This window comes from Streptomyces iranensis, assembly GCF_017874715.1.
GTDB lineage: Bacteria > Actinomycetota > Actinomycetes > Streptomycetales > Streptomycetaceae > Streptomyces > Streptomyces iranensis.
On sequence record NZ_JAGGLR010000010.1, the window covers coordinates 209,409 to 225,219 of the forward strand.

Sequence of the window (15,811 nt, forward strand, 5' to 3'; positions counted from 1 at the left end):
GGCTGCCCGGTGCCTTCACGGAAGGCACCGGGCAGCCGTCCGAAGGGAACGCGCGTGACGGAGGTCGCATGGGGGGAGGTCGGCGCCGGAGGGCGGAACATTAGACTCGGGCGGACGGCAAGCTCCATGGAGACGCTCGAAGCAAGGAGGCACGGGTGCTGCTGACCCGCATCACGGGACCGCGCGATCTGGACCGGCTCACTCCGGAGGAGCTGGACCAGCTGGCCGCGGAGATCCGCTCCTTCCTCGTCGACGCCGTCTCCAAGACCGGTGGCCATCTCGGCCCCAATCTCGGCGTGGTGGAGCTGACCATCGCCCTGCACCGGGTCTTCGACTCGCCCCGGGACAAGGTGCTGCTGGACACCGGCCACCAGTCCTACGTGCACAAGCTGCTCACCGGCCGCCAGGACTTCTCCAAGCTCAAGAGCAAGGGCGGTTTGTCCGGTTATCCCTCGCGCGCCGAGTCCGAGCACGACGTCATCGAGAACAGCCACGCCTCGACCGTCCTCGGCTGGGCCGAGGGTCTCGCCAAGGCCAATGAGCTGCTGGGCAAGCAGGACCATGTGGTCGCCGTGATCGGCGACGGGGCGCTGACCGGCGGTATGGCCTGGGAGGCGCTCAACAACATCGCCGCCGCCAAGGACCGCCCGCTGGTCATCGTCGTCAACGACAACGAGCGCTCCTACGGCCCGACCATCGGCGGCCTGGCCAACCACCTCGCCACCCTGCGCACCACCGACGGCTATGAGCGCTTCCTGGCCCGCGGCAAGGATCTGCTGGAGCGCACTCCGGTCGTCGGCAGGCCGCTGTACGAGACGCTGCACGGGGCCAAGAAGGGGCTGAAGGACTTCATCACCCCGCAGGGCATGTTCGAGGATCTGGGGCTGAAGTACGTCGGCCCGATCGACGGCCATGACATCGAGGCGCTGGAGTCGGCGCTGCAGCGGGCGAAGCGTTTCGGCGGCCCGGTCATCGTGCACTGCCTCACCGAGAAGGGCCGCGGCTACCAGCCCGCCCTCCAGGACGAGGCGGACCGCTTCCACGCCGTCGGCAAGATCCACCCGGACACCGGGCTGCCGATCTCGGCCTCCGGCGCCGACTGGACCTCGGTCTTCGGCGAGGAGATGGTCAAGCTCGGCGAGGAGCGCGAGGACATCGTCGCGATCACCGCGGCCATGCTGCACCCGGTGGGGCTCACCGAGTTCGCCAAGCGCTTCCCGGACCGGGTCTACGACGTGGGCATCGCCGAGCAGCACGCGGCCGTCTCGGCGGCGGGCCTGGCCACCGGCGGCGTCCACCCGGTCTTCGCGGTCTACGCCACCTTCCTCAACCGCGCCTTCGACCAGGTCCTGATGGATGTGGCGCTGCACAAGTGCGGGGTCACCTTCGTCCTGGATCGCGCCGGTATCACCGGCACCGACGGGGCCTCGCACAACGGCATGTGGGACATGTCGCTCCTCCAGATGGTCCCCGGTCTGCGGATCGCCGCCCCGCGCGACGCCGACCAGGTCCGCGCCCAGCTGCGCGAGGCCGTGGCGGTGGAGGACGCGCCGACCGTGGTGCGCTACTCCAAGGGCGCGGTGGGCCCGGCGGTCGCGGCCGTCGGCCGGATCGGCGGCATGGACGTACTGCGGGAGCCCGCCGAGTCCGCGGGGGACGCCCCCGACGTACTGCTGGTCTCGGTCGGCGCGCTCGCCCCGATGTGCCTGGAGATCGCCGACCTCCTGGACAAGCAGGGCATTTCGACCACCGTGGTCGACCCCCGCTGGGTCAAGCCGGTGGACGAGGAGCTGCCCGTCCTCGCCGACCTCCACCGCGTCGTGGTCGTCGTCGAGGACAACAGCCGGGTCGGCGGTGTCGGCGCGGCCGTCGCCCAGGCGCTGCGCGACGGCGGCTTCGACATGCCGGTGCGCAACTTCGGCATCCCGCCGCGCTTCCTCGACCATGCCTCCCGTAAGGAGATCATGGCGGAGATCGGGCTGACCGCACCGGACATCGCCCGGCAGGTCACCGGGCTGGTCTCCAGGATCGGCGGCCGCTACGGGGACGAGTCCGCGGACGCGGGCTCCCAGGGCGCCGATGTGACCCGGCCGACGACGGCCGAGCCGGTGCGCGACTGAGCCACCGCCCCTTTCCGCCTGGGCCGGCCGGAGCGCTTCCTGCTCCGACCGGCCCAGCGTGTGTCGCACCGCCCGCCCCCATCGGGTGAATCGGGGACGGCCCCGAGCGTGCATACCTCGCCGCCGATCGGTAACCAGAAGCATGAACCGCACGGCAGGCGTGGAGGTGGCACCGGTGAACGTATCGGAACCAGGCGGAGGCACCGGAGGCAGAGTCCGGCCGCGCTACCTGCGGACGAAGAGCATCGAGCAGTCCATCCAGGACACCGAGGAGCCCGACCACGCCCTCACCCGGTCCCTGTCCGTCCTGGACCTCACGGTCTTCGGCGTCGGCGTCATCATCGGCACCGGCATCTTCGTGCTCACCGGCTCGGTCGCCAAGGAGCAGGCGGGGCCCGCCACCGCGCTGTCCTTCGTGGCCGCCGGTATCGCCTGCGCCCTGGCCGCGCTGTGCTACGCCGAGTTCGCCTCGACGGTTCCGGTCGCGGGATCCGCGTACACCTTCTCGTACGCCTCGCTCGGCGAACTGCCCGCCTGGATCATCGGCTGGGACCTGGTGCTGGAGTTCGCGCTGGCCTGCGCCGTGGTCTCGGTGGGCTGGTCGGGGTACATCCGCTCGCTGCTGGACAACGCCGGATGGCATCTGCCCGACGCCCTGTCCGGGCCCGAGGCCGCACACGGCTTCTCCTTCGACCTGCTGGCCTTCCTGCTCGTCCTGGCGATCACCGCGATCCTCGTCTTCGGCATGAAGCTGTCCGCGCGGGTCACCTCCGCGGTGGTCGCGATCAAGGTGGTCGTGGTGCTGCTCGTCATCATCGCGGGCGCCTTCTTCATCCACCCGGAGAACTACCACCCGTTCGTCCCCGAGGCCCAGGGCTCGGTCTCCGGCTCGGGGCTGAAGGCGCCGCTGATCCAGCTGATGTTCGGTTACGAACCGACGACCTTCGGCGTCCAGGGCATCTTCACCGGCGCCGCCGTGGTCTTCTTCGCCTTCATCGGCTTCGACATCGTGGCGACCGCGGCGGAGGAGACCCGGAATCCGCAGCGGGACATGCCCCGCGGCATCCTGGGCTCGCTGCTCATCTGCACGGTGCTGTACGTCGCGGTGTCCATCGTGGTCACCGGCATGCAGAAGTACACCAAGCTGTCGGTGGACGCGCCGCTCGCCGACGCCTTCAAGTCGACCGGCCATCCGTTCTACGCGGGCCTCATCAGCTTCGGCGCCGCCGTCGGACTCACCACCGTGTCCATGATCCTGCTGCTCGGCCAGAGCCGGGTGTTCTTCGCGATGAGCCGCGACGGGCTGCTGCCCAGGGTCTTCTCCCGGGTGCATCCGCGCTTCGGCACCCCGTACCGCTCGACGATCGTGCTGGGCGTGGTCATCGCCGTGGTCGCCGGGTTCACCTCCATCTCCGAGCTGGCGGCCCTGGTCAACATCGGCACGCTCTTCGCCTTCGTCGTGGTCGCGCTGGGCGTCATCATCCTCCGCCGCACCCGCCCCGATCTGCCCCGCGCCTTCCGCACGCCCTGGGTCCCGGTGCTGCCGATCCTCTCGGTGGCCGCGTCGCTGTGGCTGATGCTCAATCTGCCCGCCGAGACCTGGGTGCGGTTCGGGGTGTGGATGGTCATCGGCCTCCTCGTCTACTTCCTCTACGGGCGCCGCCACAGCCGGGTGAGCGAGGCGGGAACGCGTACGGGGTAGGGGCCTGCGGACCACGCGGCGGAGCCGCATATCGACGCTTTCCCCTCCCCGTTACCAGGGGCTGCGCCCTGGGCCCTGGGGGCAGGGAGCGGGCCCCGCCGGGTCGGCATCCCGTCCGCGCGGTTTGTGAGGCCGTGGTCGAGTGGTCGGCCAGTGTGGCGGGGTCAGGGCGTGGAGGGGTCTGCGGACTTTTTCCCTCCCTGCCCCTTTCCGCTGCCAGGGGCTGCGCCCCTGGATCTTGGGGGCAAGGAGCGGGCTCCTGCCGGGTCGGCATCCCGACCGCGCAGGCTGTCAGTGTTCCGGGGCCAGGGCGTGCGCTGTTCGCGGTGGCGGTGAGGGCGTGAGCACCTCCACCCGTGGGCTGGCCGCGGTCGGCAGGTTGGCGCGGCGGACGACCGGGCGGACGCCCGCGCACATCCGGGTCATCCGGCAGGGTCCGGGGTGGAGCCCCGGCTTCGCTTCGCCTTCTGGGCCCCGGGCGTTGACGAGCCGACCGTCGCTTGCGTGAACGCCTTCGCCGGCGGGCTGGTCGCGGTCCGCACACAGGCGCGGCGGATGACCGGCGGATGACCGCGTACATTCGGGCCGTCCGGTCGGGGGTCTGGGGCGGAGGGCCCGTTTCGCTTTGCCCCGGGGGCCAGGGGCGGACCTTCGCCGCGGTGAGTTCACCGGCCGGGGGCCGACCGGGTCACCTGCGACGTGGCCGGGGTCTGGGGCGGAGCCCCAGTTAAGGGAAGGGGCGGGGAGGGGAACGGCCCGCGGCGCGATCCATCGGACATCTCCTGGGCCCTGACGGGCCTAGGACGCCGGGCCGTTCGGGCGGACCGACCGGGGGCCCGTCGTCTCCGCGCCCAGCGCCGTGACCCGCGCCCGCAGCCCCTGGTCCGCCGTCACCACCAGGCAGGGATGGCCCTCCTCACGGGCCGCCACCACGGCCACGATGTGGTCGTCGCCGCTGCCCGGCGCGCTCTCCACCCGTACGCCCGCCACCGGCTCGACGCCCCGCGCCGCGCCCTCGACCACCATCACGATGTCCACCGGAGGGTCGGTGGCCCAGCCGGGCACACCCGGGCGGCCGGGGAGCCCGGCCCCGGCGAGGACTGCCAGCCGGTCGCGGAGCCGCTCGGCGGCGCCGCGCCGGTCACGCCACCAGCCATCCGGAACCGAGCCGACCACATTGGCGGCGTCCACGACCACAACCCCATCCATAGTCCAGGCAAATTACTATGTACATCGTTCGATCAGGTGGAAGGGCTCGGGGAAGGGTTGGCAGCGGGCCATGGCGTTGCGGTTGCTCCGCGGCAAGGACGGCAGGCTCACGGCCTACGCACCGGTGGCGGGCGGTGTCGCCCGCTGGACCGAGGACCGCCCCGGAGGGGCGAGGTGGTCGGGGCCGTGGTTGATCGAGGTGTCCGGCCGCCTGGCCGGGCTGACCATCATTCAGAGCCCCGAGGGCTATGCCCATCTGGTGGGGCTCAGGCACCGGCCGGGCGGCGCCGGGGAACCGGCGCGCGTGGACATCGTCCATGCCACCCAGTTCCAGTCCGGTCGCCCGCTGACGGCGTGGTACTCGCTGGGCACCCCGCATCCGAAGGACGCCCGCAAGGCCGAGCGGACCGGTCCGCCGGCCGCGGCGGTGGACTCCTCCGGTGCCCTCCGCGTCTTCGTGCGCAACGCCGGGGGCGGGGTGAGCGCGCGGCGGCAGGACCCCAAGGGCACGTGGGAGCGCTGGACCGACTGGAAGGGCACGCACGTACTGGGCGGCATGTCGGCGGCCGCGACCGCCGACGGCCGTCTCGAACTGCTCGCACCGGCCGGGAAGGGCGCCGCGCTGCGCTGGTACCAGCCCGAGCCCGGCGCCGCCCCCAAGCGGGGCGAGGACGTCCCCGCCGACGCCCGGCCGGATTCGGCGTCCATGGTGGAGAGCAGCCCCGGCACCCTCACCCACTACTGGCGTGACGCCCGCAGCGGTGAGGTCATGGCCTGGCGGCCGGACGCCCCGGCCCCCGCCCCGCTGGGCGGGGCCACGGGCACCGGCCCGGTCGCCGCGGTGCGCGCCATGGTGGACGGTCACGACTGCACCGTCCTGGCCCACCAGGACACCGCGGCCGGCGGGCTGGCCGTCGCCGCCCACCCCTGCGAGGACGAGGCGGCGGGGGTGTGGTGGACGCCCTCGGGCGAGCAGGGCGCCCACACCCCGGCGCTGGCGCTGGACGACCAGGGCCGGGTGGTGCTGGCCGCGCTGGCGCTGGACGGAAAGCTCCTGGTGGCCCGTCAGAAGACCGACGAGCGCGGGCTGGCGCTCCGGGCCTGGACCCGCGTGGGAAGCGGCTGAGCGGCGCCACAGCCCCGCTGAGAGCCCGTTCGGCGCGGCGGCCCGGCGCCCGGAGTAGGTGCCGCCGGTCGGTTTCCCGCCCCGGGCGTGACCCGCCCCTGGCATGACCCGACCGGGCGTGATCCGCCCCGGATACGCGTGGCGGGTGTTCGCCGCCGGGCGGTGGTCCGGCCGCGGCGGGTGGCGCGGGCGGGGCGCCCTCCGCCGGGGCGCGGGGGCGGTGCCGCCGGTGGGGCGGGCCACGGAACGCCCAAGTGCCGGACGGGCCTTCGCCCGCCCGGCACCCGGGTACGCCATGCGCCGCCGAAGCTACGCGGGAACGCTCGCCACGCCCTGCGCCAGGAACGTCTTTCCGTTCACCCGCTCCGAGACGCCCTCGCGGTCCAGGTACGGCGTGATGCCGCCCAGGTGGAAGGGCCAGCCCGCGCCGGTGATCAGGCACAGGTCGATGTCCTGCGCCTCGGCGACGACGCCCTCCTCGAGCATCAGCCCGATCTCCTGCGCGACCGCGTCCAGCACCCGGGCGCGCACCTGCTCCTCGGTGAGGACGGTGTCGCCCTGCTGGAGCAGCGCGGCGACCTCCGGGTCCAGCTTCGGCTCCCCTGAGTCGTGGACGTAGAAGCCGCGCTTGCCCGCCTCGACCACGCGCTTGAGGTTCTCCGAGACCGTGAAGCGGTCCGGGAACGCGCCGTGCAGGGTCTCGGAGACATGCAGACCGATCGCCGGGCCGACCAGCTCCAGCAGCACCAGCGGGGACATCGGCAGGCCCAGCGGCTCGATGGCGCGCTCGGCGACGTCCACCGGGGTGCCCTCGTCGATGACGTTCTGGATCTCGCCCATGAAGCGGGTCAGGATCCGGTTGACCACGAACGCCGGGGCGTCCTTGACCAGGACGGCGGTCTTCTTCAGCTTCTTGGCCACGCCGAACGCCGTGGCCAGCGACGCGTCATCGGTCTTCGCACCGCGGACGATCTCCAGCAGCGGCAGGATCGCGACCGGGTTGAAGAAGTGGAAGCCCACGACCCGCTCGGGGTGCTTGAGCTGGGAGGCCATCTCGGAGACCGACAGCGAGGAGGTGTTGGTGGCGAGGATGGCGTGCTCCGGCACGACCGCCTCGACCTCGGCGAACACCTGCTGCTTGACGCCCATCTCCTCGAAGACGGCCTCGATGACGAAGTCGGCGTCGGAGAAGGCGGCGGCCTTGTCCAGCGAACCGGTCACCGCGGCCTTGAGGCGGTTGGCCTTGTCCTGGTTGATCCGGCCCTTGAGCAGCAGCTTGTCGATCTCGCCGTGGACGTACTCCACGCCCTTGTCGATCCGCGCCTGGTCGATGTCGGTCAGTACGACCGGCACCTCGAGACGCCGCGCGAACAGCAGCGCCAGCTGCGAGGCCATCAGCCCCGCGCCCACGACGCCCACCTTGGAGACCGGGCGCGCCAGCGACTTGTCCGGGGCGCCGGCCGGGCGCTTGCCGCGCTTCTGCACCAGGTTGAAGGCGTAGATGCCGCTGCGCAGCTCGCTGCCCATGATGAGGTCGGCGAGCGCCTTCTCCTCGGCCTCGTAGCCCAGGGCGAGGTCGCCGTTGCGCGCGGCGTCGATGATCTCCAGCGCGCGGTAGGCGGCCGGGGCCGCCCCGTGCACCTTGCCGTCGGCGATGGCACGGCCGCGCACCACGGCCTCGTGCCAGGCGTCGCCGCGGTCGATCTCGGGCCGTACGACCTCGATCTCGCCCTTGAGGACGGCGGCGGTCCAGATCAGCGACTGCTCGAGGAAGTCCGCGCCCTCGAAGATCGCGTCGGCGATCCCGAGCTCGTAGACCTGCTCGCCCTTGAGCTGCTTGTTCTGGTTGAGCGAGTTCTCGATGATGACCGAGACCGCGCGGTCGGCGCCGATCAGGTTCGGCAGCAGGGTGCAGCCGCCCCAGCCGGGCACCAGGCCGAGGAACACCTCGGGCAGCGAGAAGGCGGGCAGCGCCGCGGAGACGGTGCGGTAGGCGCAGTGCAGTCCGACCTCGACCCCGCCGCCCATCGCCGCGCCGTTGTAGTACGCGAAGGTGGGCACGGCGAGCGTGGACAGCCGCTTGAAGACGTCATGGCCGCCCTTGCCGATGGCCAGCGCGTCCTCGTGGCGCTTCAGCAGCTCCACGCCCTTGAGGTCGGCGCCGACGGCGAAGATGAACGGCTTGCCGGTGATGCCGACACCGGTGATCTCGCCGTCCGCGGCCTCCTTCTCGACCTGGTCGATCGCCGTGTTGAGGTTGGCGAGCGAGGCCGGGCCGAAGGTGGTGGGCTTGGTGTGGTCCAGGCCGTTGTCCAGTGTGATGAGCGCGAAGCGGCCCGCGTTCTGGGGGAGGTCGAGGTGGCGGACGTGCGCCTGTGTCACGACCTCTCCCGGGAAGAGCTCTGCCGCTCCCTTGAGAAGCTCTGCGGTGTTGGTCACTTGTTCCCCTCGAAGTGCGGGTTCTCCCAGATCACGGTGCCACCCATGCCGAAGCCGATGCACATCGTCGTGATGCCGTAGCGGACCTCGGGGCGCTCCTCGAACTGCCGTGCCAGCTGCGTCATCAGGCGGACACCTGAGGAGGCCAGCGGATGGCCGTAGGCGATCGCGCCGCCGTACTGGTTGACGCGCTCGTCGTCGTCCGCGATGCCGTAGTGGTCCAGGAACGACAGGACCTGGACGGCGAACGCCTCGTTGATCTCGAACAGGCCGATGTCCTCGATGGACAGACCGGCCTTCGCCAGGGCCTTCTTGGTGGCCGGGACCGGGCCGTAGCCCATCACCTCGGGCTCGACGCCCGCGAAGGCGAACGAGACCAGGCGCATCCTGACCGGCAGGCCCAGCTCCCGGGCGAAGTCCTCGGAGGCGATCAGCGAGGCGGTGGCGCCGTCGTTGAGCCCCGCGGAGTTACCGGCCGTGACCCGGCCGTGCGGGCGGAACGGGGTCTTCAGCGTGGCCAGGTTCTCCAGCGTGGTGCCCGGACGCATCGGCTCGTCGGCGGTGGCCAGGCCCCAGCCGGTCTCCCCGCCCTCGGGGGAGGTGCGGCGCACCGAGATCGGCACCAGGTCCTGCTGGATCTTGCCGTTGGCGTACGCCTTGGCGGCCTTCTCCTGGCTGCGCACCGCGAACTCGTCGGCGCGCCGCTTGGAGATGTGCGGCAGCCGGTCGTGGAGGTTCTCCGCCGTCATGCCCATGAACAGGGCCGACTCGTCGACCAGTTTCTCCGAGACGAAGCGCGGGTTGGGGTCGACGCCCTCGCCCATCGGGTGGCGGCCCATGTGCTCCACGCCGCCCGCGACGACGGCGTCGTACGCGCCGAAGGCGATGGAGCCCGCGGTCGTGGTGACGGCGGTCATCGCACCGGCGCACATCCGGTCGATCGAGTAGCCGGGGACGGACTGGGGCAGCCCGGCCAGGATGCCCGCGGTGCGGCCGATGGTCAGGCCCTGGTCGCCGATCTGCGTCGTCGCGGCGATGGCCACCTCGTCGATGCGCTCCGGCGGCAGATCCGGGTTGCGGCGCAGCAGCTCCCGGATGCACTTGACGACCAGGTCGTCGGCGCGGGTCTCGTGGTAGATGCCCTTCGGGCCCGCCTTGCCGAATGGGGTCCGGACGCCGTCGACGAAGACGACGTCCCTAGCGGTACGAGGCACGTTGGCTCTCCTCCAGGTGCGGGATGGCACTGCTGCGGGCACGCCGGGGGCGCGCCGTCACACCCTCATGCTACTTATGAGTAACCAAGCTGCCCAGTCCCCACCGCCGGAGGGTTGAAGGTCACAGCCGTGGACCGGCGGCGGGGCCGCCGGTCCACGCGCGTCACATCACGCCGGGGGCGTCAGCAAGGCGGCCGTCAGCACCGGGGTCACCTGGTCGATCTGCCAGGGACGGGCGCCATGACCTGCGAGAACGGACGCGATCGCATCCGTCGTCGGCTCGGCTGGCGGCTCCCAGCACAGCCGTCGGACGGTGTCCGGGGCGATCAGGTTCTCCTGCGGAAGATTCAGCTGTTCGGCCAGCTGGGTGACGGCCGCACGCGCCGCGGAGAGCCGCGCGGCGGCGGCCGGGTCCTTGTCGGCCCACGCCCGCGGCGGGGGCGGACCGGCCACCGGCTGGCCCGGCTGGGGGAGGTCGGCCTCCGGCAGCGCCCGCGCCCGGTCCACCGCGGCCTGCCACTGCTCCAGCTGGCGCCGGTTCATCCGGTGGCCGAAACCGTTCAGGGCGGTCAGTGCCCGGACGTCTCCCGGCAGGGCCAGCGCGGCCTCGACGATGGCCGCGTCGCCGAGCACCTTGCCCGGCGAGACATCGCGGCGCTGGGCGATCCGGTCCCGGGCCGTCCACAGCTCGCGCACCACGGCCATCTGCCGGCGCCGCCGGACCTTGTGCATCCCCGACGTACGCCGCCAGGGGTCCTTGCGCGGCGGGGCGGGCGGGGCCGCGGCGATGGCCGCGAACTCCTGGTGCGCCCACTCCAGCTTCTCCTGCCGCCCCAGCTCGTCCTCCAGCGCGTCGCGCAGGTCCACCAGCAGCTCGACGTCGAGCGCGGCGTAGTGCAGCCAGGGCTCGGGCAGCGGGCGGGTGGACCAGTCCACGGCGGAGTGGCCCTTCTCCAGGGCGTATCCGAGGATGTTCTCGACCATGGCGCCGAGCCCCACCCGGGCGAACCCGGCCAGCCGGCCCGCGAGTTCGGTGTCGAAGATCCGGGCCGGGACCATGCCTATGTCCCGCAGGCAGGGCAGATCCTGGGTCGCGGCGTGCAGGACCCATTCGGCGTCGGCGATCGCGGCGCCCAGACCCGAGAGGTCGGGGCAGCCGACGGGGTCGATCAGTGCGGTCCCCGCTCCGGCCCGGCGCAGCTGGACCAGATAGGCCCGCTGTCCGTAGCGGTAGCCGGAGGCGCGCTCGGCGTCGACGGCCACCGGGCCGTGGCCCGCGGCGAAGGTCGCGATGACCTCGGCCAGCGTGTCCACGTCGGCGGTGACGGGCGGGATGCCCTCGCGCGGCTCCAGCAAGGGGACCGGCGCCGGGGGGAGGTCGTCCGGAGGAGCGCCCCCGGTGGTTCGCAGTGTCGTCTCTGCTGCGGTCTCTTGGGCGTCGGTCACCTGTCAAGGGTAGCTGTGTGCGGCGAGTACGCAGGGCGCCCGCCGACGGAACGTTCCGTCGGCGGGCGCGGGTGGTGGTGGGCGGCGGTGTGGCGGCCGGGCGGGCGGTACGGCTCAGTGGATGATTCCGGTCCGCAGCGCGACCGCGACCATTCCCGCCCGGTCCCCGGTGCCCAGCTTGCGGGCGATCCGGGCGAGGTGACTCTTGACGGTGAGCGCGGACAGGCCCATCGAGACGCCGATGGCCTTGTTGGACTGGCCCTCCGCAACCAGCCTCAGCACCTCGACCTCGCGGCCCGACAGCTCCCGGTAGCCGCCCGGGTGGCCGGGGGCGCCCGGCGGGCGGCGGTGCATCCGGGCGGCGGCGCCGAGCGGGGCGGCGCCGGGGCGGCCCGGGATGCCGAGGTTGGTGCGGGTGCCGGTGACGACGTAGCCCTTGACGCCGCCGGCCAGTGCGTTCCGTACGGCGCCGATGTCGTCGGCGGCGGACAGGGCCAGCCCGTTGGGCCAGCCCGCGGCGCGGGTCTCGGACAGCAGCGTGAGGCCGGAGCCGTCGGGGAGGTGGACATCGGCCACGCAGATGTCGCGTGGATTCCCGATGCGGGGACGGGCCTCGGCGATGGACGACGCCTCGATGACGTCGCGCACCCCGAGGGCCCAGAGGTGGCGGGTGACGGTGGAACGAACGCGGGGGTCGGCAACGACCACCATGGCCGTCGGCTTGTTCGGGCGATAGGCGACCAGGCTGGACGGTTGCTCGAGGAGAACAGACACCAGGTCCTCCTGGGGAAGTGGTGGGACGGGTCACCACGTCCTTCGGCACCGATACGGCCGGGCTTTAGAGAATGATCACGATTTGGTGAGTAACAATTCGGGCAATTAGGACGACTGATCGATCGTGCCTGATCTTTTTCAGGACATCCGGAAGCTCGACATCTTTTTCAAGGCATCCCGGACATCCCGAAACTCAGCGCGCCTGAGGGCCCCTCCGCTGCGGCAGCGAGACGACCCCCGCCTCCGTGGCCCCCGCCGGTGGCAGGCCCGCGATCTGGCACAGGAGGTCGCACCACGCGGCCAGGTGTCCCGCGGTGTCCGGCACGCCCAGCCGTTCGGTGGCGCCCTCTCCCGTCGGCTCCGGGCGGCGTGGGCCGGGGTGGGCCGGTTCGGGGGATGGGTGGTCGGACGGGGTCCAGGAGGCGCGGATCTCGATCCGGGTGGACGGCTCCCGCTCGCCCATCGCGCCGAAGTAGTGCGAGCTCGCCCGGGTGACCGTGCCGCTGGGCTCCCCGTAGGGCAGGCCGCGTGCCTCCAGCGCGCCGGTGAGCCAGGACCAGCACACCTCGGGCAGCAGCGGATCCGCCGCGATCTCCGGCTCCAGGTCCGCGTGGACCAGCGTGACCAGGCGGAAGGTGCCGCGCCAGGCGTCGTGCCCGGCCGGGTCGTGCAACAGGATCAGCCGCCCCTCGGCCAGCTCCTCGTCATCGCCCGCCGCGCCGGTGACCACCGCCTCCAGCGCGTACGAGTAGGGTGCGAGCCGACGCGGGGGTGGGGTCGGATCGAGCTCCACCTCGGGCCGCACCCGCACACCGCGCAGCGCGGTGACGGCATGCCGGAAGGCGGGAGGGGTGTCCTCACCGCCCGCGTCCGTGCCGTCAGGGCCGTCAGCACCGTTCGCGAGGTGTCCTTGAACCGCTGCCATGCCCGGAAGACTAGGCGCACTGAGGGCCCTAACCGGGGAGGAACACCCGGGTTGGCGGGTCACTCGTTCGGCCCGTGCGAAAATCTGGGGCATGAGCGCCAACGAGCGGCCCTCGGGCCAGCATCAGACCGGCCGTGCCGCGGCCAGTGCCACAGCCGATTCGGCCTTTCTGCGGGCCTGCCGCCGGGAGCCGGTGCCCCATACACCTGTGTGGTTCATGCGGCAGGCGGGGCGCTCGCTCCCGGAGTACCGCAAGCTGCGCGAGGGCATCGCGATGCTCGACTCCTGCATGCGGCCCGACCTAGCCACTGAGATCACGCTGCAGCCGGTGCGCCGCCACCGGGTGGACGCGGCCGTCTACTTCAGCGACATCGTCGTACCGCTCAAGGCCATCGGCATCGACCTCGACATCAAGCCCGGTGTCGGGCCGGTCGTCGAGCGGCCGATCCGCACCCGCGCCGATCTGGAGCGGCTGCGTCCGCTCGATCCGGACGATGTGAAGTACGTCACCGAGGCCATCGGGACGCTCGTCGGCGAGCTCGGCGCGACCCCGCTCATCGGCTTCGCGGGCGCCCCCTTCACGCTCGCCAGCTATCTGATCGAGGGCGGCCCCTCGCGCAACCACGAGCACACCAAGGCGCTCATGTACGGCGACCCGGCGTTCTGGGCCGCGCTGCTGGAGCGGCTCGCCGACATCACCACCGCCTTCCTCAAGGTCCAGATCGAGGCGGGCGCGTCGGCCGTCCAGCTCTTCGACTCCTGGGCGGGCGCCCTGGCCCCCGCCGACTACCGCCGCAGCGTGCTGCCCGCGTCCTCGAAGGTCTTCGCCGCCGTCGCCGGGTACGGTGTGCCGCGCATCCACTACGGCGTGGGCACGGGTGAGTTGCTCGGGCTGCTCGGCGAGGCGGGCGCGGACGTCGTCGGCGTCGACTGGCGGGTGCCGCTGGACGAGGCCGCCCGGCGAGTCGGCCCCGGCAAGGCGCTCCAGGGCAATCTCGACCCCGCGGTGCTCTTCGCCCCGCGTACGGCCGTCGAGGCCAAGGCGGACGAGGTGCTGGAGGCGGCCCGGGGGGTGGAGGGGCATATCTTCAACCTCGGCCACGGCGTGCTGCCCAGCACCGATCCGGACGCGCTCACCCGACTCGTCGAGTATGTGCACACCCAGAGCGCATCGCGCGCACCTTCTGTGAAGGTCTGAACCAAGCGGGAACCCGCGTGCCTCCCGTGGCGTCGTGAGGGGCATGACCGACATGCCCGCCACCGCGCTGTCAGCCCCGCAGGAGTCGCCGGAGTGTGTCCACTTCGTCGACGACTGGCACGGCATCCTCCACGAGACCTATGGCGGCGACTCGGACCGGGTCGTCCTGGACTGTGCCAGGCGGCTGGTGGCCGATCCCGCGGGCGAGGGGGCGTACGCCTGGACGCTCGGGCTGGTCATGATGGCCGCGCACATCGGCCGCTTCTCCCGTGAGGACGTCGCGGCGGCGGCCCTGGAGGCGCTCCACACCACGGACCGGCGGCTGCGCGAGGCCCCCTGCGCCCACCGGACGCATCCGTACGAGAGCGATCTGGACGACCGGATCGACCACTTCGTGGACGATCTGCCGCTGCTCACCAACGGGTTGGCCGAGGACCAGGACCCCGACTGGGAGGACGACGCCACCAAGGAGCAGTGGCTGTGCCCGCGCGACATCGCCGGGTACGCGCGGGTCGCCGTCGACATCATCGCCCCCGGCAGCGTGGGCGGCATCCCGCCCCGGCTCCCGGTCCGCGACGCGCGCCGGGCCGAGGATCTGCGCTCGATCGTCTGGGACTACCCGAGCGCGGCCGTGGACCCCGCCCAGGAGCTGTCCGCCTACGCCAGGAACCTGGTCGCCAGCCCCCTGGGCTACCACCGCGCGGGGCTCGTGGTCGTCCTGCACGCCGCCTGCTGGTACGCGGCCAGCGGCCGGATCCGCGACCGGCGGGTCCTGGACACCATGGTCGACGCCCTGGAGGCGGTGCTGCCCGGCCTCGGCGGGGCCTCCTGCGCGCACGGCGAGGGCGAACACCCCGAGGTCGGCCGGGACACCGCGGAGCAGGCCACCGTGGGCATCCATCTGCTCAGCCCCGGCGGCCGGGGCGTCTACCGCCACTGGCACCGCGAGGAGCTGGAGACGGCGCCGCTGGAGGCATGGCTGTGCCCGGCCTTCCTCGCCGGGATCGCCCGCGAGGCGCTGGACCATCTGCGCACCGGCCGTGAGCGGCTCTTCGGCCTCCGGGACACCGCCCACCTGGACGAGGTGTTGCCGCGCCCTGACGGACGGATCGACATCGAACGGCTCACCCACGCCGTGCGCTTCCGCTGCCGGGACGGGCAGGCCGCGGAGGACGCCGGGCTGTGGGCCGCGCGGCGGTTCGCGGCGGGCCCGGCCGATCCGCGTGAGCGGCTGGTGCTGCTGCTGGTGGCCTGCTGGTCGGTGACCTCGGGCGAGGAGGCCCCGCCCGAGGCCGTCCACCGGGATCTGCGGGCGATCCTCGGCGCGGTGCGGACCGACCCGGTGGCCGGGTCCTGCCCGCACGGGGATGCGCACCCCTGGGAGGTGCTGGCCGAGCTGGCGGGCCGCCGTCACTTCGGCTTCCACGAGGACCCTTACGGTGCCCATCTCAACCATCTGTACGCGCCGGGGGAGCACGATACGCCCGAGCCGTCCTTCGACCCCGAGGCGTGGGGCTGCCCCCGCCATGTGGCCGAGCGGGTCCGGCAGGCGCTGCGGATCATCGACGGCGCGAGCTGATCGGTGGCGTGGGGGGGCTTACCGCCTGCGGCGGGCTGTTCCCCTCCCCGCCCCTCCCCACAACTGGGGCTCCGCCCCA

Annotated in this window: 11 protein-coding genes; 5 read left to right on the forward strand and 6 right to left on the reverse strand. The window is 72.4% G+C overall.

Annotated features, from left to right (window positions below):
* The first annotated feature begins 155 nt into the window (after positions 1-155).
* Entirely contained in the window at positions 156-2,120 is a 1,965-nt protein-coding gene (dxs, locus tag J2Z30_RS20030; RefSeq protein ID WP_044569226.1) for a 1-deoxy-D-xylulose-5-phosphate synthase, read from the forward strand.
* 175 nt (positions 2,121-2,295) lie between these two features.
* Complete coding sequence (locus J2Z30_RS20035) at positions 2,296-3,822, forward strand: amino acid permease (RefSeq protein ID WP_372453285.1); 1,527 nt, start codon at positions 2,296-2,298, stop codon at positions 3,820-3,822.
* Between the two features lie 798 nt (positions 3,823-4,620).
* Here the strand turns inward: J2Z30_RS20035 and J2Z30_RS20040 are convergent.
* Positions 4,621-5,031, reverse strand: a complete 411-nt coding sequence (locus tag J2Z30_RS20040; protein WP_044581284.1) for a PIN domain-containing protein — start codon at positions 5,029-5,031, stop codon at positions 4,621-4,623.
* 70 nt (positions 5,032-5,101) lie between these two features.
* Between J2Z30_RS20040 and J2Z30_RS20045 the strand changes: the two genes are divergently transcribed.
* Positions 5,102-6,157: a PLL family lectin gene (locus J2Z30_RS20045; protein ID WP_052701321.1), complete on the forward strand. Its 1,056-nt coding sequence runs from the start codon at positions 5,102-5,104 to the stop codon at positions 6,155-6,157.
* 309 nt (positions 6,158-6,466) lie between these two features.
* Here the strand turns inward: J2Z30_RS20045 and J2Z30_RS20050 are convergent, their stop codons facing one another.
* The 5 genes from J2Z30_RS20050 to J2Z30_RS20070 all read right to left on the reverse strand — a co-directional run bounded on the left by J2Z30_RS20050 (position 6,467) and on the right by J2Z30_RS20070 (position 12,955).
* Positions 6,467-8,596 carry a 3-hydroxyacyl-CoA dehydrogenase NAD-binding domain-containing protein gene (locus tag J2Z30_RS20050; protein ID WP_044569225.1) on the reverse strand — a complete coding sequence of 710 codons (2,130 nt, stop codon included), beginning with the start codon at positions 8,594-8,596 and terminating at the stop codon, positions 6,467-6,469.
* Positions 8,593-9,810, reverse strand: a complete 1,218-nt coding sequence (locus J2Z30_RS20055) for a thiolase family protein (protein ID WP_044569224.1) — start codon at positions 9,808-9,810, stop codon at positions 8,593-8,595. Before J2Z30_RS20055 ends, J2Z30_RS20050 begins: the two co-directional genes overlap by 4 nt.
* A 168-nt stretch (positions 9,811-9,978) precedes the next feature.
* Positions 9,979-11,256 (reverse strand): ribonuclease D, encoded by a 1,278-nt coding sequence (locus J2Z30_RS20060; protein WP_044569223.1) that lies wholly within the window; start codon positions 11,254-11,256, stop codon positions 9,979-9,981.
* 114 nt (positions 11,257-11,370) lie between these two features.
* Complete coding sequence (locus J2Z30_RS20065) at positions 11,371-12,030, reverse strand: response regulator transcription factor (protein ID WP_014175686.1); 660 nt, start codon at positions 12,028-12,030, stop codon at positions 11,371-11,373.
* 193 nt (positions 12,031-12,223) lie between these two features.
* Complete coding sequence (locus J2Z30_RS20070; protein ID WP_044569221.1) at positions 12,224-12,955, reverse strand: DUF3000 domain-containing protein; 732 nt, start codon at positions 12,953-12,955, stop codon at positions 12,224-12,226.
* A 91-nt stretch (positions 12,956-13,046) separates the two neighbouring features.
* Between J2Z30_RS20070 and hemE the strand changes: the two genes are divergently transcribed.
* Positions 13,047-14,153, forward strand: coding sequence for a uroporphyrinogen decarboxylase (gene hemE / locus J2Z30_RS20075; protein WP_044569220.1), 1,107 nt, complete (start codon positions 13,047-13,049; stop codon positions 14,151-14,153).
* A 43-nt stretch (positions 14,154-14,196) separates the two neighbouring features.
* Positions 14,197-15,732, forward strand: coding sequence for a hypothetical protein (locus J2Z30_RS20080; protein ID WP_245388204.1), 1,536 nt, complete (start codon positions 14,197-14,199; stop codon positions 15,730-15,732).
* Positions 15,733-15,811 lie beyond the last annotated feature (79 nt).

Coding starts and splice junctions, on each gene's coding strand:
- J2Z30_RS20080 (WP_245388204.1), top strand. CDS start 14,197: ATGACCGACATGCCCGCCACCGCGCTGTCAGCCCCGCAGGAGTCGCCG.
- hemE (WP_044569220.1), top strand. CDS start 13,047: ATGAGCGCCAACGAGCGGCCCTCGGGCCAGCATCAGACCGGCCGTGCC.
- J2Z30_RS20070 (WP_044569221.1), bottom strand. CDS start 12,955: ATGGCAGCGGTTCAAGGACACCTCGCGAACGGTGCTGACGGCCCTGAC.
- J2Z30_RS20040 (WP_044581284.1), bottom strand. CDS start 5,031: ATGGATGGGGTTGTGGTCGTGGACGCCGCCAATGTGGTCGGCTCGGTT.
- J2Z30_RS20045 (WP_052701321.1), top strand. CDS start 5,102: ATGGCGTTGCGGTTGCTCCGCGGCAAGGACGGCAGGCTCACGGCCTAC.